Consider the following 24105-nt stretch of genomic DNA (forward strand, 5'->3'; position numbering starts at 1 on the left):
TTTTAGGCCAAGTCTCGTTTGAGCATTCCCACTAAATCATCAGGATCTTTGAACATCACAAACTCTCCATTTTTAATATAGGAAATCTGCCCAGTTTCCTCACTCACTACCAAAGCCAAAGCATCGGTTTTTTCTGTGATTCCTATAGCCGCCCTATGGCGTAAACCAAAACGCTGCGGGATGTTTTTTTCATTGTTTACCGGCAAAATAACCCGTGTGGCCTTTACCACATTATTTTCAATGATGATGGCCCCATCGTGCAGCGGACTATTCTTAAAAAAGATACTTTCAATAATGGGTTGGGTTACGCCAATACTCATGGCATCACCGGTTCCCGTTAAAAAGTCCAAATTATTATTTCGTTCCAAAACGATAAGTGCTCCTGTTTGCGTGGCGCCCATTCTTGTGCAGGCATTTACAATCGCGGTAATATCGGTGTTGGTTTCCACCTCATTTTTGAGGAATTTCATTTTACTAAAAATCTTCCGCTTGCCTCCTAAATTAGTAGAACCTACCATCAACAAAAACTTCCTGATTTCTGGTTGGAAGACGACTATCAAAGCAATAATTCCCACCTTCATAAAGCCATCGAAAATGTTGTGGAGCATTTTCATATTGAGCAAATCCGTTATCTTCCAAACGGAGTAAATAATCATGATCCCAATGAAAATGTTGATGGCTACGGTGCCTTTTACGAGCTTGTAAACATAGTAAAGAAGGATGGCTACCAGAAAGACGTCGATAAAGTCTACAATACTAAAATCCCAAAATTTTAAGTTCTCCAAGGCGTAGGTGTTTTTGTAAATGTAACAAAATAAGATTAATAAATAAATTCTCTGTTGTCTATTGTAGCGGGGCTAATTTCAGCGTTTGAAAGTATGGATTTTATAGAGATGTAGTCCTGAAAAGCATTGTGCTTTTCAATAGCCAAGGTTAGGATTCTTGGAGTGTTTTGTACTGGTAAAGAATCTTTTAGAGCATTTGCAAGTTGCTCCAAATTTGTATGTAAAACATTTATATCGGAACTCAGGATTTCGATATGTTCTGGGTTATGGAATTTCAGCAAAGAAACCTTTTTTGTGGAACTGCTATCAGGTATTGTTGGGGCAATGGTATCGTAAATAACTTCGGTGAATTCCAAAAAGCCCAAGTTTTGGATGCTGGTATCATTACAGGTGAAGTAGTTCTTGGCATTTTCATTTTTGTGAAGCTCTGCATTACGCTTTTTGTCCTGTAAAAGCATGATTTTGGGAATGGCCTGTTCCAAAGTCAATCGCTTGTCTACATTGATCAGCCAATTGGTGGTACTGATCAAATTTTTACGGTTCAGTTCGATACTGTCGGGCAAAGTTTCATCATAAAATAGGTAGGCGGCAGATACATCATGGATTTTAGTGATCCCGGCATTTTCAATTTCCGGTAACATAACCAGTTTGTCATTGCCACAAGACAAGCATAGCAAAACGATAAGCAAGCTGAAATATTTCATTTTGAGATTAAGAGTTTAGTTGATTAAAAAGTTGCACACATTCCATAGCTTCCTTGACATCATGTACACGCAAAATGGAAGCCCCTTTTTGTAGGGCAATGGTGTTTAAAACCGTTGTGCCGTTTAAAGCGTGTTCAGGAGTGGTGTCCAAAACTTTGTAGATCATCGATTTTCTGGAAATACCTACCAAAAATGGGATGTCCAAGTTTTTAAAAAGTTCCATGTGTTGTAGCAGCTCGTAATTTTGGGCTAAGGTTTTGGAAAACCCAAATCCCGGATCGGCTATAAGGTCGTGGATGCCCAAAGCTCTTGCGGCAGCCATACGCTCCGCAAAATAGAACAAAATGTCCTTGGTTAGGTTTTCATATTGGGTGTGCTGTTGCATGGTTTGCGGCGTCCCTCTCATATGCATCATGATGTATGGCACATGAAGTTTAGCAACTGTAGGCAACATATTCTCATCCAATAGACCCGCTGAAATATCATTGACCAAAGCGGCACCTGCTTCAATACAGGCTTTGGCCACCTCGCTTCTAAAGGTATCTATGGAAATCAAAGTATCTGGGAATTCCTTTAAAATCAATTCCACAATAGGAACGCTGCGTTGCAGTTCTTCAGCTTCGGAAACATGTTCGGCATTGGGGCGTGAACTATAAGCGCCCAAGTCGATAAATGTGGCGCCATCCTTGAGCATGGAGGCTGCTTTATCCAAAATATCCTTTTCATTTTTGTAGCTGCCACCATCGTAAAAAGAGTCGGGGGTCACGTTTAAAATCCCCATTACTTTTGGGGTTGAAAGCTCTACAAGTTGTCCTTTGCAATTTATGGTCATGGTTTTTAAGGAAGAATGAAGTGTCAAAATTAAGGCGCTTATTTGAGAAAAAAGCAAATCCCAATACATTTTTGGACATCGCCCAAACTTTAAACCTTAAACTTTGATGTTTAAAGTTTTTTATGCGAAATTTACGGAAAATTAAATGTATTCAATGCAAGAAACTTCAAAACAATACGATGAAGTCATTGCCACCTGTAGAGCCCTTTTTATCAATAAAATGAAAGATTATGGGAGCGCGTGGCGCATTTTAAGACTTCCTTCCCTAACAGACCAAATTTTTATAAAAGCCCAACGCATTCGCGGATTACAGGAAAACGACGTAAGAAAGATTGACGAAGATGAAACCAGTGAGTTCATTGGAATTATCAACTATTGCACCATGGCTTTGATTCAATTGGAGAAGGGTGTGGTTGAAAAACCAGATATGTCTGTTGAGGAAGCCACCAAATTGTATGATGAAAAGATTGCTTTGACCAAACAACTCATGATGGACAAAAACCATGATTATGGTGAGGCTTGGAGGGACATGCGAGTGAGCAGCCTTACGGATTTGATCCTTCAAAAATTACTTCGCGTAAAAGAGATTGAAAACAACAAGGGCAAAACGCTGGTGAGTGAGGGGATTGATGCCAATTATCAGGATATGATCAACTACTCGGTATTTGCCTTGATTCATTTAACCCAATAAGCTTTTTATGAAATTTATAGTAAACATTTGCCGTCTCTTGGTAGGGGCACTTTTTATTTTTTCCGGATTTATAAAATTGAACGACCCACTAGGGTTTTCCTATAAGCTTCAAGAATACTTTAGCTACGACGTGTTAAATATCCCTTCCTTGGAGCCTTATGCTTTGGGGATTTCGGTATTTGTGGTGATTTTTGAAGTGGTTTTGGGAGTGTTCCTATTAGTGGGATATAAACCTAAATTCACTGTATGGAGTTTGTTGGGCATGATTGTGTTCTTCACATTCTTGACGTTCTATTCTGCGTATTTCGACAAGGTGAAAGACTGTGGTTGTTTTGGAGATGCCATCAAACTAACCCCATGGGAATCCTTTACAAAAGACGTGATTTTGTTGGTGCTGATATTGGTGCTATTCTTTAACATTAGGTACATCAAACCCATATTCAGTAAGTTGGGAGTGACCATGGTGTCGCTATTGAGCTTTATTGTGTGTATGTGGTTTGCCTATCATGTGTTGATGCATTTACCTGCTATCGATTTTAGAGCCTACAGCATAGGAAGCAATATTCAGGAAAAAATGAGTATTCCAGAAGGGGCCAAAGAGCCTGTTATGGAGTGGAAATGGTTGTTTAAGGTGAATGGTGAAGAACAAGAGTTTGTGACCAACGGAAGCTACCCAAGTGTAGACGGGGAATACATCAGTGTTGAAACAACTGTGATTGAACCGGGTTACGAGCCAACTATTTTGGATTTCTCCATAGAGTCTGAAGATGATGACTTCACGGCACATTTTCTTGAAGAAGACCATTTGGTAATGGTGGTAAGCTATAGCTTGGAAAGTGCCGAAAAGCAAGGTTTAGACGTTTTGAAAGCGGTTACCGATAAGGCCATTGAAAATGGATATACCGTCATTGGTTTATCGGCTTCGGGAGCTCCTGTAAAGGAAAAGATAAAAGCTGACTATAAATTAGATTTCGATTTTTATTTATGTGATGAAAAGGTGTTGAAAACCATCGTACGTTCCAATCCGGGAGTGTTGGTATTGGAGAAAGGTACCATCATGCAGAAAGTACATTGGAACGATGTTGATGATTTAGAACTTCCTAAAGTTGCTCGCAAACCAGAGCCTAAGGTTGAAAAAGTAGAGGAGCACATTGTGTATTTTATCAATGATGAACGTGCTACCAAAGAGGCTGTAGAGGCTTTGGATTCTACTATGATCCAACAAATGGAAGTTATCAAGGACAGCACTTTGTTAAAAGAACTTGAGTTGGAAGCTGATGAGCAAGCCACAGGAGCTATAAAAGTGACCCTTAAAGACAACTAGCTGCTTGGTCAATTATCTGTTAAATAAAATATGGTATGCGCTGCTCACTTTGTTTGGAGTGGTGACCGTTATTTTCTTTTTATTTAATGTATTGCCAGGAGATCCTGCGCAAATGATGTTGGGGCAAAATGAAGATAGTAAGCAATTGGCAGCCGTTAAGGCAAAATATGGTTTTGATAAGCCTATTTCAACCCAATATGCTTACTATTTGAACGATTTGTCTCCGGTGTCTTTCCATTCTACAAACCCTGAGGATTATACTTTTTTAAGGCCTGGGAAATACTCTGCGATGACACTTTTTGAAGTCGGGAAGACCAATGTTGTTTTAAAACTACCTTATTTACGGGAGTCCTTTACCAAACAAGGGAAAGAAGTCAGTCAAGTGATTGCCGAGACGCTTCCCAATACGTTTGTATTGGCTATTTCATCCATAATCATCGCCATTGGTGTGGGGATATTTTTAGGAATAGTATCGGCTCTTTGCAAAGACCAATGGCTGGACAAAATCATTCAGGTGTTGAGTACTTTGGGGATGAGTGTCCCTTCTTTTTTCAGTGCCATTCTATTTGCTTGGTTTTTTGGGTTTGTATTGCACAAATACACCCATTTGGAAATGACCGGAAGTCTATATGAAATGGACGATTTTGGGGAAGGCATCCACATTAAGTGGAAAAACTTGATATTGCCTTCCATTGTGTTGGGGATTCGTCCGTTGGCAGTGGTTATTCAATTGATGCGAAATTCCTTGTTGGAAGTTTTTAACCAAGATTATATCAGAACCGCAAGAGCTAAGGGGCTGAGTGAATTTCAAATTATAAAAAAACATGCACTTAAAAATGCCATGAACCCTGTAGTGACGGCTATTTCTGGTTGGTTTGCCTCCATGTTGGCAGGTGCTGTTTTTGTGGAATATATCTTCGGTTGGAACGGTTTGGGTAAGGAAATCGTGAATGCCCTAAACACTTTGGACCTTCCCGTCATTATGGGTTCAGTGCTGATTATTGCCACCCTCTTCGTAATTATTAATATTTTTGTAGATATTATTTATGCTTGGCTCGATCCCAAGATAAAATTGAAATAGGGTCTGGGCAAGAAAACAGGGGTGTTATGAAATCAATAAAAATTTTAGTCCTTCTTCTTTTCGTTTGCATTGGCTGTAAAGCCCAGGAAGTCCCTACTACATTCTCCCAAGCCGCTTTGGAGGATACTTTTACAACTCTTGACGGACAGGAAATCTCCTTTCAGCAGATACTAACAAAATACCAAGGCAAAACTATTTTAATAGATGTTTGGGCCTCATGGTGCAAGGATTGTTTACAAGGCTTGCCAAAGGTGAAAAGTTTGCAGGAACAGGAAAAAAATGTGGTTTACTTATTTTTATCATTGGATAGGTCTATCGAATCCTGGAAATTTGCACTAGAAAAATATGGGATAGCTGGAGAGCATTATTATATGCAATCCGGAAGAAAGGGGGATTTTGGCAGTTTTGCCAATCTGGATTGGATCCCAAGATATATGGTGGTGTCGCCAGAAGGGACTATCAGCCTGTTTCGTGCAGTAAAAGCTGACGACCCCTTGATTATAGAAGCATTGAAATAAAAACAAAAGTTTAATTAATAAAAGTCCTTCAGCAGAAGGTGAGCATTAAAATGAGAAAACATATTGTAGCAGGAAACTGGAAAATGAACAATGATTTGTCCATGACAGAAACATTGATTTCTGAACTGAAAAAACAAACGATTACATCGGATGCTGAAGTGATGATTGCTCCAGTATTTACCAACCTTTGGCCTGCTTACCAAGCCTTGAAGGACAGCGATATTGAAGTGATTGCCCAAAACATGCATTTTGCAGAAAGTGGTGCCTACACAGGAGAGGTAAGTGCGAGTATGTTAAAAAGTGTGGGGGTAAAAACGGTGATTTTAGGTCATAGCGAGCGTAGAGAATACTTTAACGAAACAGATGAGCTATTGGCTAAAAAGGTAGATACAGCCTTGGCAAACGATATGCGTGTTATTTTCTGTTTTGGAGAAGAATTGGCAGAAAGAAAGGCAGGTAAAGAGCAAGAGGTTGTAGGTTCTCAAATTGCCAATGCATTGTTCCATTTGGATGCTTCGGCTTTTAAGCATATTGTTTTGGCCTATGAGCCAGTTTGGGCCATTGGTACAGGAGAAACCGCCTCCCCGGAGCAAGCTCAAGATATGCACGCGTTTATCAGAAAGACTTTGGCCGACAAATATGGTGCTGAGGTTGCCGATGAAGTTTCTATTTTATACGGAGGAAGTGTAAAACCTGCGAATGCCCAGGAAATTTTCTCTAAACCAGACGTTGATGGTGGATTGATTGGAGGCGCCTCGTTAAACGCCGATGATTTCTTTGCCATTGTAAATGCGTTTTAAGCCCTGGGCTTTCAAACATAAAATAGCAATCCCATAGTCGAAATTTTGGCTATGGGATTTTTTTATGAAAACGTTAAAAAGTGTGGTGGCTATTCTAGGTTTCCTAAATTTGCAAAAATTTTAACTATGTCTGAAATATACATTGGGTATGAATTCAAGGTAGAACCGTTAAACCCGGGTACCGAAATTTTAATTGCAGAACTGGGCTATGCCGGTTTTGAAAGTTTTGTGGAAACCGAAGAAGGGGTGACCGCTTATATCCAAAAGGAAGAATGGAATGAAAACATTCTTGAGGATATCCAGATTTTGGATTCAGAAGAATTTCAGATTAGTTATACGTTTGAAGAAATAGAGCAGACCAACTGGAACCAGGAATGGGAAAAGAACTTCAGTCCTATTGTAGTAGACGATCGTTGTGCGGTAAGAGCGCCTTTCCACGATAAATTTAATACGGAATACGATATCGTCATTGAACCTAAAATGAGTTTTGGTACTGGGCATCATGAAACCACGCACATGATGATTCAGCATCTTTTAAAGAATGATGTGAAGGACAAATCGGTGTTGGATATGGGCTGCGGTACTGGAGTTTTGGCTATTTTGGCAGAAATGAAAGGCGCACATCCTATTGATGCCATCGACATTGACAATTGGTGCTACCTAAACAGTTTGGAGAATGTAGAGCGTAATAATTGCGAACACATTACCGTTTACGAAGGCGATGCCCAATTGTTGGAAGGCAAACATTATGATGTCATTATTGCCAACATCAACCGCAATATCCTGCTGAACGACCTAAAATATTACAGCAAATGTTTGAACCAAGGAGGGAGCTTATTTTTGAGTGGTTTTTATAAAGATGACATTGAAGCCATTGAAAAAGAGTGTGCTGCCCATGGTTTGAAGTGCGTGGATATTTTGGAAAAAAACCATTGGGTTGCTTTAAAATTCTTAAATTAGAGACAATTTAGTCTTATTATCAATATATTACGTTTTTTGAGATTATGAGTGTAAGAGAAAAAACATCGGAAGATTTACTGTATGCAGAAGAAGTCCTAAAACAAAATGAGATAGTATTGTACAATGACGATGTCAATACCTTCGACCACGTTATTGAGACGCTTATTTATGCCTGCGACCACACTGCAGAACAAGCTGAACAATGTTCCATTATTGTACATTACAATGGAAAATGCACCGTAAAGACTGGTGATTACGACGATTTATTGCCGCGTTGTTCCAAGATGTTGGAGGCAGGTCTAAGCGCAGAAATTGTATAAGCCTCTTTAGTGAGGCAGTTTGTCTTTAAACTTCCCGTAGACATAGGTGCCCAAGATGGCGGCCAAAATCACTATGAGCATTTGGAATACGCCTGTTCCTACCAAGATATACATTGGTCCAGGACAGGCTCCTGACAAGGCCCAGCCCAATCCAAAAATGGAGCCCCCAATGATATAACGCATCAAGCCCTTTTCTTTTTTAGGAACATCCAGCAATTGGCCTGTAATGTTTTTTAGTTTCATTTTTTTGGATACCAAAAGGATCAATACCCCAGTGGTCACAGCACTTCCTATGATGCCGTACATATGGAAGGATTCAAAACGGAACATTTCATAAATACGGTACCAGGATACTGCTTCCGATTTTACCAAAACAATTCCAAACAGGATACCAACCAATAAAAACTTAATATATTTCATCATAATGTGTGTCTAAAAGATTAATGGGAACAATAGGTGGACCATGATAAGTCCTCCAATAAAAAAGCCTATTACAGCAATTAATGAAGGCAACTGTAAACTGCTTAATCCGGTAATGGCATGCCCAGAGGTACATCCTCCTGCATAGCGGGTACCAAAACCAACTAGAAAACCTCCAATAATTAAAATGGCCAATCCTTTTACTGAAAATACGGCATCCCAACTAAAAAGCTCCTGAGGCAATAATGATTTGCCTACGTTGTCAAATCCTAGCTCATTTAATTTGGCTACGGTATCAGGATTCAAATCTATATTGGTAGGGGCAGAAAGTAAAAAGTGAGCGATGAAGCCACCAATGACAGTTCCAATAACCACCACCAAGTTCCATTTTTGCTCTCTCCAGTTAAAATTGAAGAAAGGTACTTTTTTTCCCGCACCACCAATGGCACAAAGGGTTCTTAAATTGGATGACATTCCAAATGTTTTACCAAAATACAGTAAAAGGAACATCACGATTGCTATTAAAGGGCCGCTTACATACCAGGGCCAAGGTTGAAGAATATAGTCCATAGAAATTTTTAAAAAAGTTGCAAAAATAAGCTGTTTTTACTTTTTGCAATGTAATATAAGTTACAAAAAGGTTTCGAACTTTATGCTATAACAGCAGGGGTTAAAAAAAAGTATTTAAAATATTTGAAATAAATTTTGGAAGTTTCTGAATAAATGTTTTATATTTGCACCCACAAAAAAACGGCCTCGTGGCGCAACTGAATAGCGCATCTGATTACGGCTCAGAAGGTTACAGGTTTGAATCCTGTCGAGGTCACTTTTGAAATGGAAATTAGTTCAAGAACCACTTAAGTCTTAAGATTTAGGTGGTTTTTCTTTTTTATTGGGTTTTTATGCTAGATTTGAATTCCGCTGTGTTTAACTCAAAAATTAAACTAATCGACACCTAAAATACTGTGGTTATCAAAATTGAAATTACTGATAACAAATAAGTTCATTGAAATAAAAAATCCGCTCAATGAGCGGATTTTTTATGCATAATAGTTTCCTTTACTACTCCAAGGTATTCAGTATTTGGGCAAACTTTGCTTTGGTAGAAAGCACCTTATTATTAATGTCAATACGCTTCAATTCTGTTTCAATCAATTTGGCCTCTCGATAATTGATCAAAAACAAAGAACCTTCCCCCAACTCAAATCGTTCTTGTTCAAAAGCCACCAGCTGCTGGTAATCTACCACCAAACTTTGGGCAATGGCACTTTGGGTTTCATAGGAGTCAATTTCCTGCTGAACGACGTTAATTTTGTTAAGCAAACTTACTTTTGTTGCAGATAGACTAAATTCAACATCCTGCAATTTCAATTTAGTAAGCTTCAAATCGCCACGCTCCTTTCGTAAAAACAAAGGCATACTAATGTTAAGCCCAGCTTTATAGTTATGCACCGTCAACGAATTTATACGCTCGTAATCACTGGTTAAAAAATTGTATTGCGCATCTATTTTAGGCAAAAGGTTATTGGTGTTCAACCGTTTTTCCAATACCAATTGCTCTTTTTCAAGATTGATGGCCTGTATTTTTGGATGGTTTTCCAGAAGTTCCTCGTTCACCTCCAACAAACTACTGTTCAACACTTGATCTGCTATAAAAAGGGAATTTTCATCTGGCACCAAACTATAGTCCAATTCCACTGGTGTATTGTTTTCGAGCCATAAATAATTGGAAAGCTCCAATTGCGATTTCACATAGTTAATTCGGGATTTCTCTACATCCAATTCCCTGTTTTTTAAATTGATACTCGCTTCCAAAGTATCCACAGCAGGCTTATCCCCCGCCTCAAAACTTACCACAACATTAGCTAAGCGCTCTCGAGCATTCTCTTGAAATGAAGCATACACCTGATACTCCTGATAATACTTCAACCAACTAAAATAAGCTTCAACCGCATTGTAGAGCACTTCATTCACCGCCAAACTTTGCTTGCTCAAACTAATGTCCCTATAAAGCTTTGCCTGTTTTAAAGTGGTCATTCGTTGGTTGGCCAAAAAGCCTTTTGCCAAGGAAATGGACACTCCTGCGCTATAAAGACCATCTTCTGGAACTTTAGCCTCCGGATTTAGGTAATAGCCTTCATTATTTTCATAGTTGGCCTTAAACTCGATTCCGTACCACGTAGGGATTTTAAATGCCGCATTGAGCTTATCATAATACTCTGTTCCCGTAAATTCCTTTTTACCGTAATCCACTTCTATTTTGGGATCGAAAGCCCCGCGAGCCTTAAGCAGTTTTGCCTCTGCTTCACTCGCAATCAAGTGGGCCTGCTTTACTACGGGATGGTACTGTTTTACATAGCCCAAAAATTCTTCCAAAGTAAAAATACTATCAGTCATCGTTTGCCCCTGAACCTTAAAGTTCACGACACTTAACAGTAATACAATAATCACTATATATTTAGGAAAATGTATGTTTTTAAAAACCATTATATCTTTTTAAATGATAGCTGTTACTTTTTTGAATCGCTTTTTTGAGCTGCATCCGTCCCATTAGGGGTATAGAAATTTGGTGGAAAACTGTTGATCTGTCTCCACAATTCAAACCAAATAGGCACATCTTCCAAAAGCGCAATGGTTTTGGCTCCCGATCCCACACGCAAGGCTTCTGGCCACGGTCCATAATCTGGATCTCGTGTAATCAATACACGGTACATTCCATTTTGACTGGCAAAATTTTCAATAGCTACAATTTGCGCCCCATAGGTTCCGTAGGACACATTTGGCCAACCACTAAACACGATTGCAGGCCAACCTTCAAACTCTACCTGCACATGTTCGCCTTTATGCAATAAGGGTAAATCTATAGGCTTGACGTACATTTCAACCGCAAGCTCATAATTGGCGGGCATGATCCCAACCAAAGGTTCACCTTCTTTAAAAGTTTCCCCTATCCCCGATTTTATGGCCTTATTGATATAACCATCCTGAGGCGCTGTGATGAAAAGCAAACTGTTCCGTTTTTCATAATTAGCCAAGCTGTTTTCTAGTTTCGATACCTGTGCTTCGGTATCCAAAGCACTGGATTCTGCCGAATACAAATCACTTTGGGCTTTTGCCAACTTATCTCCATAAGTAGCGCGAATGGTAGAAATATTCAATTCTGAATTAATAACTTCATTTTTGGAAGCCAACCATTTATTTTCCTGTGAAATCAACTTGGCATTGGCCTCTTGCAATTTATTGCGGTATTCTTCCACATCCTTCACCGCTTTCAACCCTTTTTCCTGTAAGGTCACGGTTCTTTCAAATTGGGTTTGAGCAATTTGCGCTTTGGTTTTTATGGCTTCCAAATCAATACTGTCCGATTCTACTTTTAATTTGGACTGCAATAATTTATTTTTAGCCTGCTCCAACTTCAACTGCTGCTCCTGTTGCAATGCAGCGTACTGATTCTTGAGTGCCTGCACTTTGGAACGATAAGCTTCCACAGAAGCCGACTTCGCCCTAATTTGCTCTCCAGTTCTATCGGTTAGTTGCTCATCAAAATACTCGCTCTTGATTTCCGAAATCTTAAGAATGGTATCGCCTTCCTTGACAAAATCCCCTTCCTGCACCAACCAAGCATCAATGCGCCCTGGAATGGGTGATTGAAGTGTTTGCGGCCTTTGGTTAGGCTTTAAAGTGGTCACCAAACCTTTACTGGTGATATTTTGTGTCCAAGGCAAAAACAGAATCACAATCAACAAAATAGTACTCACCAAAAGCACCCTTCTGAACAAACGGTGGTGATTTTTATGCAGGGTTGCCTTACCAGATTTGAATTGCTCCAAATCCAAAAATTCCGAGACCTTATTATTTGAAATGTTTAGCATAGTGTTTACGAGTTAATTATGTGACCATCTTCCAAAATAATGTGCTTGTTGCACATGCGTTTCCATACATTGAGGTTACTCACCACAATCACGCTCCAAGGGTTGGAGGCGTCACATAAATATTGAAAAATCTTTTCGGATTCTTCAATATTGAACTGCTTCAAAGGCTCTTCCAAAATGAGCACTTTAGGCTGTTTTAAAATGGCTCTTGCCAATAATAATTTAGCTGAAATAAAATAAGGTATCTGTTTCCCTTCTGGTTTCAATAAGGTGTTCAAACCTTTGGGCTGGCGCTTTAAAAAATTGGACAACCCAAGTTTTTCAAACACTTGAAAAATGGCTTCATCACTAATTTCAGGATTTCCAAAAGTGACATTTTCCCTAATAGTACCCTCAAAAGGTGATTCTTCGGAAAGGACCATCCCCAAATGCGACCGGTATTTATTAATATGTAAACTCTCTATAGAAAGATTGTCTATATAAATATACCCATCGGTTGGCGCCAGTACCCCAGCTATAAGCTGCAACAAGCTGGATTTCCCCGATCCACTGTCCCCTTGAATCAACACACGGTCTGTAGGTTCAATTGTAAAGGAAATATGTTCCAAAATTGGTTTCTTCCGATTGAATACTCTATAGCCAGCATTTTTCAATTCAATGGTAAAAGGCTTGGCTGCGGTAATCTCTTCGCCATATTGATTTTCAATTGGCTTATCTACCACTTGGCCTAACTTTTCAATCGCCGTCAACACATCATAAAAAGACTCCAATCCTAAAATGAGTTTTTCTACGGAAGCAATAATCAAAATGATAATGATTTCCGCCGCCACAAACTGCCCGATATTCATCTGCTGATGCAATACCAAATAGCCTCCAACCAACAACAATCCAGCAGTTACCAATACTTTAAAACCAATCATTTGCTTGAACTGCAACATTAAGATTTTAAAATGGCTTTCACGTGAATTCACATAATCAAACACCAAATCATCGGTTTTGTTCATGGCCAGACTGGTCTTCCCCGAAAGTTTAAAGCTGATTACTGTACGGGCAATTTCTTCCAGCCAATGGGCCATTTTATACTTGTATTTAGACTCCGTCAAACTGGTATCCAAACCCTTTTTGGCGGTATACTTGAACACGATAATAATAAGCCCTATTAGCAGTAAACCAAACACAATAAAAAACGGGTGGTAAAAAGACAGTAGAATAAGGGCGAAAATGATCTGCAGGAATGCCGAAGGAATATCAATCAAAATCTTTGACAATCCCTTTTGAATGCTTAGCGTATCAAAAAAACGGTTGGCAAGTTCTGGCAAGTAGTAATTGCGCATTTCATTCATTTTGATTTTAGGAAACCTGTAGGCCAAATCAAATGAAGCCCTGGCAAAAATACGTTGCTGAATGCTCTCAATAATACGAATCTGGAAAAGTTTTAAAATCCCCGTAAAGGCCACTCCAGCCGTTACCAACACCACCAACACAATCCACGATGTAGACACTTGCCCTCCTTGCAAAAGCGTAATAATGGCTTGAATTCCCAAAGGCAAGGTCAAAGCCAAAATACCTTCAAAAATTGCAAAATAGGCTACTCTAAAAATGTCTTCTTTTTCTAGCTGCACCAAGCCCAAAAAGCGTTTCCAAGGTGATAGGGTTTCGTTATTCTTCATGCATTAGGGTGTTAAAAATGACGTTTGTATAAAATTGGGTAACCGACGTAGCATCGGTATTGTTGGTAAGCGTTTTAAAATGGTCTGCAAAAAAGTGTTGGTGCAAAGCCCCCTCAACCGTAGAACTAGCCAAACTCAATGGAAATTGATAACTGCCATTATAGTCTTGTATGACTTCTGCAAAGCGCTTCACCACACGTTTAAAAGGCATAAAAAAGCCTTCTTCATTTTCGGTATCGACATCGCAGGTAAGGTACGCCTTGGCATTTTCCTTGATGATGATTTTGTTGAGCAATACCTCGTTAATATGCTCAAAATTGCTATCCTGTTCAGTGGTTCTAGTAAGTACCTCGATGGCTTTTTCAAGTTTTTCCTTAGGTGCTTTTAAGGCAAAGGTTTCCAACACCAATTGGTACTCTATCCATACCCAATACCAAGAAGTCAAGTACATCAACAAATGGTGTTTGCTCTCAAAATATCTGTAAATAGAACTCTCATTGGAATTAATATCGGCTCCCAACTTTTTAAAATTGAACTGCTCAAAACCAAGTTGGTCAATGAGTTCAATGCTATGCTTGATGATGCGCTTTCCCAATTCTGAGGTCTCAGGATCTTTGATAAAGATGCCCTTGGGAACTTCAATTTTAAAGTTTTGCAGCAAATTGATCATTATAATAATTATTTAAATCACAAATCTAATAGTATTACTATTATAATTGTGATTTGATATATTAAAAATTTGTGAAAATTTCTACAAAATGAGCAACCTAAGACTTTATAACATTATTTGATTCGACTTCTTTTTTCAAATGCCAAACCACTGCAAAACAAATAACACTCTAAAATACAACATCTTAACACAAACACTAGTGACTTTTGATTAAATTTTTAAACGAATGAATAAGGAAAGAAAGCCTTATGTAGGGATATATTCCTACAATTTTATAAGAAAGTTGTTATTTTAGTAAAGTGAAGGAGGGAATTTTAGACCATCCCTTTAAGACAACGAAATGCGGTGCTCCCAATCCCAAGTATTATGTTCTGGCCTTGAAAGCAGGATGAGTTCACTCACTTCAAACTCCTTGAAATACTTTACATCCTTAAACAATTCAAAGCTTTTATGAAGTGTTGCGCTATCCCTTGTTTTAGAAATGGTGAGGTGTGGCGTTTTGGAAACAATTAAAGAGCTTAGCTCCCTTTGTAGATTCCTTTCCCACAACAACTTTAGTTGCGCCAGTAAGTGGTCAAATTCTTTAGACGGACTCACTTTTAACAGCAATACGTTTGAGCCCTTTTCAAACATATCAAAGCCTTCAATGGCCATTTTAAATTTCTCAGTCTTAGACAGGCACGCAAAACACTTAATCAAAAAAGGTTCATATTGCTCATCCATTTTAAACTGTACCAAGGTAATGTGCGGTTTGGATTTTGAATATTGAAGCGGACCAAAAACCTCTATAAATTGCGTTTTAAAAGCAGCCACTTCCCCATAAATGGGGTTGGGCGGCACGATACGCAAATTGTAAATTTTTACTTCAGACATGGTCCTTAAAGTTTCCTTTATCCAAGCGCTACATAGAGCTCCTGCATCACCTCTGCAAATTTCTCCAACGAATACAGCCTGTCGTTGATATCGTAAACATTAGTTGATATAATAAGCTCGTCTGCCTGGGTTTGCTTTAAAAAGGCGGCCACCTGTTTCTTTACGGTTGCTTTGCTTCCCACAAAACTGTACTTAATCATGTTCTGAATGGAAGGGTGCTGCATGATTTCCTTTAAATCTGGAGTCATCTCTGTAGGCGGATTCAAATAATCGCGCTTCCCTGTAAACATCCCAATAATCATCCGCAAAGACGAGGTCTGTAAGCGTTGGGCCGCTTCATCTGTATCGGCAATAATCACATTAACTCCTGCAATAACGTAAGGAGTTTCCAAAACTTCGGAGGGGATAAATTGTGCTCTATAAATAGCCAGGGCCTCATCTAAATACGCTGTCGCAAAATGACTGGCAAATGCATATGGTAGACCTTTTCTGGAAGCCAAATGAGCACTATCTGTACTAGAACCCAAAATATAAATGGGCACGTCTACGCCTTCGGCTACCACCGCCCTCACCTTTGCAGTTTCATTATGTTTTGCAAAGAACCCTTGTATTTGCTCTACATCATTTGGAAAAGAATGAGATGCCTGCAAAAAATCGGACTTTATGGCCATGGCCGTGTCACGATCGGTTCCTGGAGCTCTTCCCAGTCCCAAATCAATACGATTAGGATATAAATTCCCAAGGGTTCCAAATTGCTCCGCGACAATTAATGGAGAGTGATTGGGCAACATTACCCCTCCAGATCCTACCCGTATTTTGGAAGTCTGCTGGGCTACATGCCCTATTAATACCGTTGGGGCATTACTGCCCACGGCCATCATATTATGGTGTTCGGCAAACCAAATCCGGGTATAGCCTAAGGCTTCCGCTTTTTGTGCCAAAGCCACTGCATTTTTATAGGTTTGCTGAACCGATTGTCCTTTAGATATCAATGCCAATTCCAAAATGGAATAGGCCGTTTGTTTTGTAATCATATGTTGCGTATTTGGGTTTCCATTGCTTCAGTATCCAAACTCAAAGCAGTGCTCTTATTCCTCAGAAATTAGTATTGTAGAAATTCAATGCAAAGGTACAGAGCCAAAGTGATTATGGCAAACTCTTCCCGACATTGCCATCGCATCGGGCTTGTTGAAAATCCCTTACATTTTAGTAACTTAGACACTCAACTAACATGCTATTGATATCACCTTAAAATTTAGACCATAAAAAATGTCCTTAGCATAACTTTATAACATGAACAAACTCTTCCATATTTTTAAAGTTGATGAGACCGAGGCCCAGAAAATTGCCTCGAATCCCAACGAGCCCCACAATCATGATTTTGAAGAGCTGCTCATTGGTGTAGAGGGCCAATTGGAACATTTTATAGATTTCAATTCAAAATCTATGGAAGCACCTTTTATAACCTTCATCACCAAAGGCAAAGTGCACCGTGTCCTTCCCAAAGCTGTCAACGGCAACTGTGATATTTGGGGTATTCGTTTTAAAAGTGAATTTATCCCGGAAACCACATTTCAACTCTATTCCTTATACCATAACCAAGCCAATTTAAAACTTGGTAGGGATTATTGCTTTCAGCGTATAGCAACGCTTTGTGAGATGATGTACGACGAATCCCAACAGGAAAATCCAAACTATGCCATTATACGCCAACTATTGAGTGTGCTTTTTACAATGATTGAAGTAGAGCGCAAAAAAGAAACCTCTTCAAACCAACCTCTTGAAAAATCACAAAATACCACCTTCAAGAATTTTCTAAACATTCTTGAAGAGAACTACCACCGACCTGTTGGTGTAGAATATTATTCCGAAAAACTGTTTATGTCCTCCCGTAACCTCAATATGATCTGTCAAAACATCATGGAACAAAGTGTTTCCGAACTTATTGAAACCAGAAAACTTATCGAGGCCAAAAACCTATTGATTTCTACAGATAAAAGCATCTCGGAAATTGCCTATGATCTCGGGTACAACGAAAACTCATACTTCTCCAACGTCTTTAAAAAGAAGTCTGGGCAATCACCCAGTGAGTTTCGGGAAGACATGAAAAAGATGCTACTTTCCTAAATCTACAAGCCTATTTCCGAATAGTGTAATACCCTCCTCCTATTTAGTTACCATCTTTGTACTAGAAGTTTAACATCAATAAAACACAAAACATGGCAACAACAAAATGGGTTATCGACCCAACACACAGCGACATAGGTTTTAAAGTAAAACACTTGATGATTTCCTATGTAAAAGGAACATTTACCAATTATGAAGCAAGTATCGAGGGTGAAGATTTCTCTTCATCTCCTTTAGAAGTTTCTATTGAAGCAGCCTCAATTTCAACCCACAATCCTGAAAGGGATGCCCACTTAAAAAGCGCCGACTTTTTTGATGTGGAGCAGTATAAATTCATTACCTTTAAAAGTACCTCCTTTACAAAAGTGGATGATGCCTACGAACTGGAAGGCCTACTTACCATAAAAGACGTGACCAAAACAGTTAGTTTATATGTAGAATACGGAGGTACTAACAAAGATCCTTGGGGCAACGAAAAACTGGCCTTTGAAATCACAGGAAAAATCAACCGAAAAGATTTTGGACTTAACTGGAATGCGGCTTTGGAAACTGGAGGCGTATTGGTTGGTGAAGATGTAAAAATAATGGTCGAAGTGCAATTTGTAAAGCAAGTTTTATAAATTGTTTAGGGAATGAAGAGAACGAAATTCTTAAAATCCTTGGCGTTATTACCTTTAATAAGTGCTAGCATGAATTTGAAAGATTTACATAAAATGACCTCATCCTTAGGTAATACAGGCAAAATGCCTGTATTGTTCCTAGGTCATGGAAGCCCCATGAATGCCATTGAAGAAAATGAGTTTGTACAGGCCTTTAGAAAATTAGGCCAGGAGCTCATTCGTCCCAATGCCATTCTCTGTATTTCGGCGCACTGGGAAACTAAAGGCACCTTTGTTACGTCTATGCAACATCCGCCTACCATCCACGATTTTGGTGGGTTTCCGCAAGCATTGTTCGACGTGCAATATCCAGCACCCGGTAGCCCAGAACTGGCGCAGGAAACCAAAAACCTAATAACCAAAACCAACGTTGGTTTGGATGAAAAATGGGGATTGGACCACGGTGCTTGGAGTGTTATTAAACATCTGTACCCCAATGCAGATATCCCTGTAATACAAATGAGTATTGATTATTCGCAACCACCAAGTTATCATTATGAATTGGCCAAGGAAATTCAAAAGCTGCGCCACAAGGGGGTATTGATTATTGGAAGCGGGAATATGGTACACAATCTGCGAAAAGTAGCTTGGAACAGATTGAATGAAGAATTTGCCTATGATTGGGCTTTAGAGGCCAATGAAAAAATGAAAAGCTATATTTTGGATGATAATCATCAGAATCTTATCAATTTTAGATCCCAAGGAAAAGCCTTTGATTTGGCCATTCCTACCCCAGAGCATTATTTACCCCTGCTTTACACTTTGGCCTTAAAGGACAAGAATGAAAAGGTTACCCTGTTTAATGACAAACCCGTAGGTGGCTCCTTGACCATGACCTCTATAAAAATTGAAACTGTTTAAGAAGCTTTCAGTTCATAAAAAAACAAGAGTATCCAGCTCTTCCTTTTATAAAAAAACGCCCACTCAACAGTGGGCGTTTTGCAGTAACCAAAAACAACCTTTATTACTTAGAAGCGCAACAATCGCCTTCTTTCTTTACTCCAAACTTAGAGAGGATGTCCTCCATCAAACACCATTTGGTAATTCCAGACTGCAACAAGTTGGCTCCTACAAATAAGGTAAACCATAACCAATTTTCGTTTACAAACATGCCAAGCAATACGCTAATAATTATAAACGTTCCTGCAATGACACGGATATATCTATTCATCATAACTTTATATTTTTAGTGTTAAATACTCTTTTCTATAGGAATTACAATCGCCCTTATTGGGTTATTGGTTTCCATTTGGCTGTTAAATTCCTGAATCAACTTAAACAATAGATCTATATTGGCCTCTTCTGTAAAGGAGAAGAACAAAATGGACTCATTTCCACTGGCTTCCCCCGGAAACCAACTGCTGGTAGCCAATACAGCGGGTACGTTTTTATAGCCATCGATATCCGAACTACTAAAACTCTCAATATTGGCTTGCTTAAAGAGTTTTAAGACGTCCTTTTGAAAGTCTTCTACAGCCGTAACTATTACTAATTTCATTTCCTGTGTTTTTTAATTATGCTTTTTACGCTCTATCATATAGTATACCAATGGCACTACCAGCAAGGTAAATACTGTGGACACAATAGTTCCTCCCATTAGGGAGATTGCCAACCCTTGGAAAATAGGGTCGAATAAGATCACAAAGGCTCCAATTACTACCGTTCCTGCCGTTAACAAAATTGGCGTGGTACGTACAGCTCCCGCTTCAATAGCCGCCTGTTTCAATGGCACGCCTTCGGCTACTCTTAGGTTGATAAAATCAATCAACAATACCGAGTTCCTTACCATGATTCCTGCTAGGGCAATCATTCCGATAAATGAGGTCGCGGTAAAAAATGCCCCCATAATCCAGTGTCCTAAAATAATCCCGATCAATGACAATGGAATGGCCACCATCATTACCACAGGCGCTTTAAAGTTTTGGAACCAGCCAACGATTAGAATGTAAATCAAGATGATGGCTCCCATAAAGGCAATTCCCAAATCCCTAAATACTTCCAAGGTAATTTGCCATTCACCATCCCATTTTACAGTATAGTCATCTTCAAACTCGGGTTGGTTGATGTATAATTCCTCCAAAGCATAGCCTTCAGGTAAATCAATCTCTTTCAGTTTCTTTTCCATTCCCAAAATGGCATAGGCAGGACTTTCCAAAGTTCCAGCCATATCGGCCAATACATATACCACACGCTTTTGGTTCTTTCTATAGATACTCTTAGCTCGGGTTACCGGGTTGATGTCTACCAAATCACTAATGGATACCATATTCCCCATTTGAGATTTCACTTGCAACTGGGCAATATCCTGAATGGTGGACTTTTCCTTTTCATCCAAACTCAACACCAAACCAACTTGACGGAAGGCATCCTCATCATATAAATTGGTAATGGCACGATTGGACAAAGCCAAATTCAAGGTATGGGTAATTTGTTGAGGGGCCACACCGTACAACATGGCCTTTTCCTTATTGATCACAAACTCATACTCCACCTGATCTGCTTCTACCATCCAATCGATATCCACCACATCATCGGTATTTTTAAGAATGGTCTGAATGCTGTCGGCAATAGCAATTTGCTCATCATAATCTGGACCGTACACCTCAGCAACAATGGTTGACAAAACTGGAGGTCCTGGCGGCACTTCCACCAATTTTACATTGGCATTGTACTTTGCGGCAATCTTTTGTATATCCGGACGCAATAACTTGGCAATATCATGACTCTGTGCACTACGCTCCCCTTTATCGATAAGGTTCACCTGAATATCAGCCATATTGCTACCACCACGCAAATCGTAGTGTCTTACCAATCCGTTGAAGGTAATTGGCGCTGAAGTCCCAATATAATTTTGGTAGCTCACCACTTCCGGTCTTGTAGAAAGGTATTGTGAAATTTCTTGAGCCACTATAGCAGTACGCTCCAACGTTGTGCCTTCCGGCATGTCAATTACTACCTGAAATTCATTTTTGTTATCAAAAGGCAGCATTTTCACCGCTACGGAATTGGTCATAAACAGTCCCATAGACCCCAGCAACAAGACAAAGGTAAACCCTAGGAACATCCAACGCTTAAAGCGGTTTTCCAATAATGGACGCTCAAATTTGTTATACATTCTGTAGATAAAGGTTTCTTCCAGAGGCTTCTCTGTTTTCTCTTTATGCTGCTTGTTATCCTTTTCACGTAAAAATATGTACCCTAAATACGGTGTAATGGTCAAGGCTACAAATAGAGACAGAATCATCGCTATGGACGCCCCAATTGGCATTGGTGCCATATAAGGCCCCATCAATCCAGATACAAATGCCATTGGCAATACCGAAGCAATTACCGTGAAAGTTGCTAGAATAGTAGGGTTTCCAACTTCATTGATCGCATACAAGGCTGCCTGCTTAAACGGCAAGCGTTTCATTCTGAAATGCCTATGCATGTTTTCTGCTATAATAATGGAGTCATCCACTACAATACCCGTTACGAATACCAAAGCAAAAAGCGTAATTCTATTCAATGTGTAATCCAGCATGTAGTAGCTCAACAAGGTCAAGGCAAAAGTGATAGGCACTGATAAAAATACTACCAAACCACCACGCCATCCCATGGCCAACATTACCACAAAGGTTACAGCAATGATAGAACCAATAAGGTGCAATAACAATTCCGACACTTTATGTGAAGCGGTTTCTCCATAGTTACGGGTAACTTCCACATGCACATCGTCAGGAATCAAGTTTCTTTCCAAATGCGATACTTTGTCAAGGATCACATCTGCAATTTTCATGGCATCGGCACCTTTTCTTTTAGCTACCGAAATAGTTACCGCGGAATATTCCGAAGGAAACTCAGCTGCTTTTTCACTTCCCTGTCCAAATCCTAAACTCACGTAGTTTACGGGCACTTCTGGCCCGTCTATAATTTTAGAAACCTGCTTTAGATAAATAGGTTTGTTATCTTGAACACCTACTACCAAGTTCTCAACATCGCTCACCGTTTTAAGGAAATCTCCAGAGCTCACCAAAAATTCGGTATCGTTTTTATCAAAGCTTCCTGCTCCCATTTGGGCATTATTGGCCTGAATCATTTTGGACACTTCCAAAAAGTCCAATCCACTGGCTGCCAACTTATCTTTATCCAAGACCACACGAAGCTGCCTGTCGCGTCCTCCAATTTTATGGGTAATGGCAACATCGCCTACCTTTTCAATTTCGTTTCGGAGCTCTTGGGCCATTTGTCCCAATTGGTAATCGTCATAGGTTTCGCTCCACAAAGTCAATCCCAACATAGGCACATCATCGATGGCACGGGTTTTCACCAAAGGCATGGTTACACCTTGTGGCATTTGATCCATATGCTTATTGATCTCATTGTACAGCTTTACAAAGGAACGCTCGATGTCCTCGCCCACATAAAACTGAACGATCACCATTCCCTGCTCTTTCATAGACGTAGAATACACATATTCTACCCCTTTGATATTGCTAATCAATTTTTCCAAGGGCTTGATCACACGCGACTCAACCTCAGTTGGGCTAGCGCCTGGATACCCCACAAAAATATCGGCCATAGGCACATCAATTTGTGGCTCTTCTTCCCTAGGAATTAAAAATGAACTATAGACCCCAATGACCATAAACACAATCATAAGGAGCACTGTAAGCTTAGAGCCTATAAAACTCTTGGCTATTTTTCCTGCTAAACCTTCTTTCATCTGTTCTGCTTATTTAATGGTTATTGAAGCTCCGTTGTATAATTTACCTTCAGCTGAAACAATATAAGTTTCGCTGCTATCCAAACCTGACAATACTTCTACTTGATCTCCATAGGTACGGCCCAATCGTAACCAACGTAATACTGCTGTGTTATTTTGGCTTACCGTATAGACTCCAGTTAATTGTCCCTTGGTAACAATTGCTGAAGTTGGCAACAAAACCATTTGTTTTTGGGTAGAGCCTTCCATTGGGAATTGTACTGTGGCAAACATGCCTGACAGAATCTTATCATCTGCTTTAGGCAAGGCTATCTTTACCACATATTGCCCTCCGGTATGTTTTGCTGAAGTACTTACTTCCGTTACGTTCCCTTCATAGGTTTTATTGGTTGCTTTTACCAATACCTCTACTTTTTGATTTTTGGCCACTTTTGAAATATCCGACTCTGGCACCATGGCAATAACCTCAAAGTTCCCTGGACCTTCCACGGATACCAATGGCATTCCAGGATTCGCCATATCGCCTGCCTTTACCGTAGTAACTGTTACCACTCCATTAAAAGGTGCGGTGATATTGGTATAAGCCATTTGGGCATTGATTTCATTTTTCTGCTGCTTAGCCGCCTCTAGATTGGCCGCTGCCATATCATATCGAGCCGTGATATCATCAAATTCCTTTTGGGTTGCACTGTTTTGTGCAAATAGGTTTTTGTAGCGGTTATAATCCTTTTCGGCATTTTTAAACGCTGCAGTTGCTTGGGTAATTCCCGCATTGATTTGTGCGCGCTTGGCCTCAAGGTCACTATTATTGATAGCTACCAACAATTGCCCTTTTCTTACTTGGTCTCCCACTTTTACGGGCACACTGTTTACATACCCCATAAAACGGGTGCTCAAATCGGCACTGTTTACGGCCTGTACTTTCCCGCTAACACTTAAAAAAGTGTTATTTCCATCGGCCTTAACAGGACTTACCGTTACGGCTACTGCCGGTCCCTTTTGCGATTCCTGTTTTGCGTCCTTGCTTCCGCAGCTCATAAACAATGCTGTTACAGCTACGATTGATAATGTGTATAATGTTTTCATATGTATAT

Annotated in this window: 25 protein-coding genes and 1 tRNA gene; 11 read left to right on the forward strand and 15 right to left on the reverse strand. The window is 39.6% G+C overall.

The genetic code is table 11. The features are described from left to right. Positions 1–2 precede the first annotated feature (2 nt). From cdaA to folP, 3 genes are read right to left on the reverse strand one after another with little or no spacing between them, the layout of a single operon-like run. Positions 3–785, reverse strand: a complete 783-nt coding sequence (gene cdaA / locus AC6I5C_RS12945) for a diadenylate cyclase CdaA (protein ID WP_497905517.1) — start codon at positions 783–785, stop codon at positions 3–5. Between the two features lie 35 nt (positions 786–820). Continuing rightward, positions 821–1489 (reverse strand): hypothetical protein, encoded by a 669-nt coding sequence (locus tag AC6I5C_RS12950; protein WP_497905518.1) that lies wholly within the window; start codon positions 1487–1489, stop codon positions 821–823. 7 nt (positions 1490–1496) lie between these two features. Further along, positions 1497–2321, reverse strand: coding sequence for a dihydropteroate synthase (gene folP, locus AC6I5C_RS12955; protein WP_497905519.1), 825 nt, complete (start codon positions 2319–2321; stop codon positions 1497–1499). A 154-nt stretch (positions 2322–2475) separates the two neighbouring features. On the opposite strand from folP, the gene AC6I5C_RS12960 reads away from it, so the two are divergent. The 7 genes from AC6I5C_RS12960 to AC6I5C_RS12990 all read left to right on the forward strand — a co-directional run bounded on the left by AC6I5C_RS12960 (position 2476) and on the right by AC6I5C_RS12990 (position 8015). After that, positions 2476–3012 (forward strand): DUF1599 domain-containing protein, encoded by a 537-nt coding sequence (locus AC6I5C_RS12960; protein WP_497905520.1) that lies wholly within the window; start codon positions 2476–2478, stop codon positions 3010–3012. A 7-nt stretch (positions 3013–3019) separates the two neighbouring features. Then, entirely contained in the window at positions 3020–4336 is a 1317-nt protein-coding gene (locus tag AC6I5C_RS12965) for a BT_3928 family protein (protein ID WP_497905521.1), read from the forward strand. Between the two features lie 4 nt (positions 4337–4340). Further along, positions 4341–5417, forward strand: coding sequence for an ABC transporter permease (locus tag AC6I5C_RS12970; RefSeq protein ID WP_497905522.1), 1077 nt, complete (start codon positions 4341–4343; stop codon positions 5415–5417). A gap of 26 nt (positions 5418–5443) precedes the next feature. Beyond that, positions 5444–5935, forward strand: a complete 492-nt coding sequence (locus AC6I5C_RS12975; RefSeq protein WP_497905523.1) for a TlpA family protein disulfide reductase — start codon at positions 5444–5446, stop codon at positions 5933–5935. 50 nt (positions 5936–5985) lie between these two features. Further along, positions 5986–6735: a triose-phosphate isomerase gene (tpiA, locus tag AC6I5C_RS12980; RefSeq protein WP_497905524.1), complete on the forward strand. Its 750-nt coding sequence runs from the start codon at positions 5986–5988 to the stop codon at positions 6733–6735. 126 nt (positions 6736–6861) lie between these two features. Further along, a complete protein-coding gene (prmA, locus tag AC6I5C_RS12985) occupies positions 6862–7695 on the forward strand; it encodes a 50S ribosomal protein L11 methyltransferase (protein WP_053977009.1) in 834 nt (277 codons plus the stop codon). A 44-nt stretch (positions 7696–7739) separates the two neighbouring features. Then, positions 7740–8015: an ATP-dependent Clp protease adaptor ClpS gene (locus AC6I5C_RS12990; RefSeq protein WP_053975508.1), complete on the forward strand. Its 276-nt coding sequence runs from the start codon at positions 7740–7742 to the stop codon at positions 8013–8015. 6 nt (positions 8016–8021) lie between these two features. Here the strand turns inward: AC6I5C_RS12990 and AC6I5C_RS12995 are convergent, their stop codons facing one another. Next, positions 8022–8435, reverse strand: coding sequence for a DUF6691 family protein (locus AC6I5C_RS12995; RefSeq protein ID WP_053975507.1), 414 nt, complete (start codon positions 8433–8435; stop codon positions 8022–8024). Positions 8436–8447: 12 nt separating this feature from the next. Then, positions 8448–9005 carry a YeeE/YedE family protein gene (locus AC6I5C_RS13000; protein ID WP_053975506.1) on the reverse strand — a complete coding sequence of 186 codons (558 nt, stop codon included), beginning with the start codon at positions 9003–9005 and terminating at the stop codon, positions 8448–8450. Between the two features lie 182 nt (positions 9006–9187). Between AC6I5C_RS13000 and AC6I5C_RS13005 the strand changes: the two genes are divergently transcribed. Beyond that, positions 9188–9261 (forward strand) — tRNA-Arg (locus AC6I5C_RS13005). Positions 9262–9497: 236 nt separating this feature from the next. On the opposite strand, the gene AC6I5C_RS13010 is transcribed toward AC6I5C_RS13005, so the two are convergent. From AC6I5C_RS13010 to AC6I5C_RS13035, 6 genes are all read right to left on the reverse strand, one after another. Continuing rightward, positions 9498–10832, reverse strand: coding sequence for a TolC family protein (locus AC6I5C_RS13010; protein WP_497905525.1), 1335 nt, complete (start codon positions 10830–10832; stop codon positions 9498–9500). A 113-nt stretch (positions 10833–10945) separates the two neighbouring features. Beyond that, a complete protein-coding gene (locus tag AC6I5C_RS13015) occupies positions 10946–12307 on the reverse strand; it encodes an HlyD family secretion protein (RefSeq protein ID WP_497905526.1) in 1362 nt (453 codons plus the stop codon). Positions 12308–12312: 5 nt separating this feature from the next. Further along, a complete protein-coding gene (locus tag AC6I5C_RS13020) occupies positions 12313–13977 on the reverse strand; it encodes a peptidase domain-containing ABC transporter (protein WP_497905527.1) in 1665 nt (554 codons plus the stop codon). Continuing rightward, positions 13967–14647, reverse strand: coding sequence for a TetR/AcrR family transcriptional regulator (locus tag AC6I5C_RS13025; protein ID WP_053977228.1), 681 nt, complete (start codon positions 14645–14647; stop codon positions 13967–13969). The genes AC6I5C_RS13020 and AC6I5C_RS13025 overlap by 11 nt, the downstream gene beginning before the upstream one ends. A 327-nt stretch (positions 14648–14974) precedes the next feature. After that, positions 14975–15520 (reverse strand): 2'-5' RNA ligase family protein, encoded by a 546-nt coding sequence (locus tag AC6I5C_RS13030; RefSeq protein WP_497905528.1) that lies wholly within the window; start codon positions 15518–15520, stop codon positions 14975–14977. A 17-nt stretch (positions 15521–15537) separates the two neighbouring features. After that, entirely contained in the window at positions 15538–16554 is a 1017-nt protein-coding gene (locus tag AC6I5C_RS13035; protein WP_497905529.1) for an LLM class flavin-dependent oxidoreductase, read from the reverse strand. 259 nt (positions 16555–16813) lie between these two features. On the opposite strand from AC6I5C_RS13035, the gene AC6I5C_RS13040 reads away from it, so the two are divergent. The 3 genes from AC6I5C_RS13040 (at position 16814) to ygiD (ending at position 19167) form a co-directional block, all read left to right on the forward strand. Then, a complete protein-coding gene (locus tag AC6I5C_RS13040) occupies positions 16814–17647 on the forward strand; it encodes a helix-turn-helix domain-containing protein (protein ID WP_497905530.1) in 834 nt (277 codons plus the stop codon). Between the two features lie 92 nt (positions 17648–17739). Then, positions 17740–18267 carry a YceI family protein gene (locus AC6I5C_RS13045; protein ID WP_053977236.1) on the forward strand — a complete coding sequence of 176 codons (528 nt, stop codon included), beginning with the start codon at positions 17740–17742 and terminating at the stop codon, positions 18265–18267. A 69-nt stretch (positions 18268–18336) separates the two neighbouring features. Continuing rightward, complete coding sequence (gene ygiD, locus AC6I5C_RS13050) at positions 18337–19167, forward strand: 4,5-DOPA-extradiol-dioxygenase (RefSeq protein ID WP_497905600.1); 831 nt, start codon at positions 18337–18339, stop codon at positions 19165–19167. Between the two features lie 103 nt (positions 19168–19270). Here ygiD and AC6I5C_RS13055 read toward each other — a convergent pair whose 3' ends face one another. The 4 genes from AC6I5C_RS13055 to AC6I5C_RS13070 are packed head-to-tail and all read right to left on the reverse strand — an operon-like array spanning position 19271 to position 24097. Continuing rightward, positions 19271–19480: a YgaP family membrane protein gene (locus AC6I5C_RS13055; protein WP_053977237.1), complete on the reverse strand. Its 210-nt coding sequence runs from the start codon at positions 19478–19480 to the stop codon at positions 19271–19273. 18 nt (positions 19481–19498) lie between these two features. Beyond that, on the reverse strand, positions 19499–19804 hold the full coding sequence (locus tag AC6I5C_RS13060; RefSeq protein ID WP_497905531.1) for a hypothetical protein: 306 nt from the start codon (positions 19802–19804) through the stop codon (positions 19499–19501). 12 nt (positions 19805–19816) lie between these two features. Next, positions 19817–23011 carry an efflux RND transporter permease subunit gene (locus AC6I5C_RS13065; RefSeq protein ID WP_497905532.1) on the reverse strand — a complete coding sequence of 1065 codons (3195 nt, stop codon included), beginning with the start codon at positions 23009–23011 and terminating at the stop codon, positions 19817–19819. Positions 23012–23020: 9 nt separating this feature from the next. Then, complete coding sequence (locus tag AC6I5C_RS13070) at positions 23021–24097, reverse strand: efflux RND transporter periplasmic adaptor subunit (RefSeq protein WP_497905533.1); 1077 nt, start codon at positions 24095–24097, stop codon at positions 23021–23023. Positions 24098–24105 lie beyond the last annotated feature (8 nt).

The sequence above is a fragment of the Mangrovimonas sp. sgz306409 genome, assembly GCF_059735265.1.

What these genes read in the sequence shown, in the direction of transcription:
- AC6I5C_RS13035 (WP_497905529.1), bottom strand. Translation starts at nt 16,554, where the DNA reads ATGATTACAAAACAAACGGCCTATTCCATTTTGGAATTGGCATTGATA.
- AC6I5C_RS13055 (WP_053977237.1), bottom strand. Translation starts at nt 19,480, where the DNA reads ATGATGAATAGATATATCCGTGTCATTGCAGGAACGTTTATAATTATT.
- AC6I5C_RS13010 (WP_497905525.1), bottom strand. Translation starts at nt 10,832, where the DNA reads ATGACTGATAGTATTTTTACTTTGGAAGAATTTTTGGGCTATGTAAAA.
- AC6I5C_RS12990 (WP_053975508.1), top strand. Translation starts at nt 7,740, where the DNA reads ATGAGTGTAAGAGAAAAAACATCGGAAGATTTACTGTATGCAGAAGAA.
- AC6I5C_RS13020 (WP_497905527.1), bottom strand. Translation starts at nt 13,977, where the DNA reads ATGAAGAATAACGAAACCCTATCACCTTGGAAACGCTTTTTGGGCTTG.
- AC6I5C_RS12960 (WP_497905520.1), top strand. Translation starts at nt 2,476, where the DNA reads ATGCAAGAAACTTCAAAACAATACGATGAAGTCATTGCCACCTGTAGA.
- AC6I5C_RS13060 (WP_497905531.1), bottom strand. Translation starts at nt 19,804, where the DNA reads ATGAAATTAGTAATAGTTACGGCTGTAGAAGACTTTCAAAAGGACGTC.
- ygiD (WP_497905600.1), top strand. Translation starts at nt 18,337, where the DNA reads ATGAATTTGAAAGATTTACATAAAATGACCTCATCCTTAGGTAATACA.
- AC6I5C_RS13045 (WP_053977236.1), top strand. Translation starts at nt 17,740, where the DNA reads ATGGCAACAACAAAATGGGTTATCGACCCAACACACAGCGACATAGGT.
- AC6I5C_RS12965 (WP_497905521.1), top strand. Translation starts at nt 3,020, where the DNA reads ATGAAATTTATAGTAAACATTTGCCGTCTCTTGGTAGGGGCACTTTTT.
- tpiA (WP_497905524.1), top strand. Translation starts at nt 5,986, where the DNA reads ATGAGAAAACATATTGTAGCAGGAAACTGGAAAATGAACAATGATTTG.
- AC6I5C_RS13040 (WP_497905530.1), top strand. Translation starts at nt 16,814, where the DNA reads ATGAACAAACTCTTCCATATTTTTAAAGTTGATGAGACCGAGGCCCAG.
- folP (WP_497905519.1), bottom strand. Translation starts at nt 2,321, where the DNA reads ATGACCATAAATTGCAAAGGACAACTTGTAGAGCTTTCAACCCCAAAA.
- prmA (WP_053977009.1), top strand. Translation starts at nt 6,862, where the DNA reads ATGTCTGAAATATACATTGGGTATGAATTCAAGGTAGAACCGTTAAAC.
- AC6I5C_RS13015 (WP_497905526.1), bottom strand. Translation starts at nt 12,307, where the DNA reads ATGCTAAACATTTCAAATAATAAGGTCTCGGAATTTTTGGATTTGGAG.
- AC6I5C_RS12995 (WP_053975507.1), bottom strand. Translation starts at nt 8,435, where the DNA reads ATGAAATATATTAAGTTTTTATTGGTTGGTATCCTGTTTGGAATTGTT.
- AC6I5C_RS13030 (WP_497905528.1), bottom strand. Translation starts at nt 15,520, where the DNA reads ATGTCTGAAGTAAAAATTTACAATTTGCGTATCGTGCCGCCCAACCCC.
- AC6I5C_RS13000 (WP_053975506.1), bottom strand. Translation starts at nt 9,005, where the DNA reads ATGGACTATATTCTTCAACCTTGGCCCTGGTATGTAAGCGGCCCTTTA.
- AC6I5C_RS13070 (WP_497905533.1), bottom strand. Translation starts at nt 24,097, where the DNA reads ATGAAAACATTATACACATTATCAATCGTAGCTGTAACAGCATTGTTT.
- AC6I5C_RS13025 (WP_053977228.1), bottom strand. Translation starts at nt 14,647, where the DNA reads ATGATCAATTTGCTGCAAAACTTTAAAATTGAAGTTCCCAAGGGCATC.
- AC6I5C_RS13065 (WP_497905532.1), bottom strand. Translation starts at nt 23,011, where the DNA reads ATGAAAGAAGGTTTAGCAGGAAAAATAGCCAAGAGTTTTATAGGCTCT.
- AC6I5C_RS12975 (WP_497905523.1), top strand. Translation starts at nt 5,444, where the DNA reads ATGAAATCAATAAAAATTTTAGTCCTTCTTCTTTTCGTTTGCATTGGC.
- AC6I5C_RS12950 (WP_497905518.1), bottom strand. Translation starts at nt 1,489, where the DNA reads ATGAAATATTTCAGCTTGCTTATCGTTTTGCTATGCTTGTCTTGTGGC.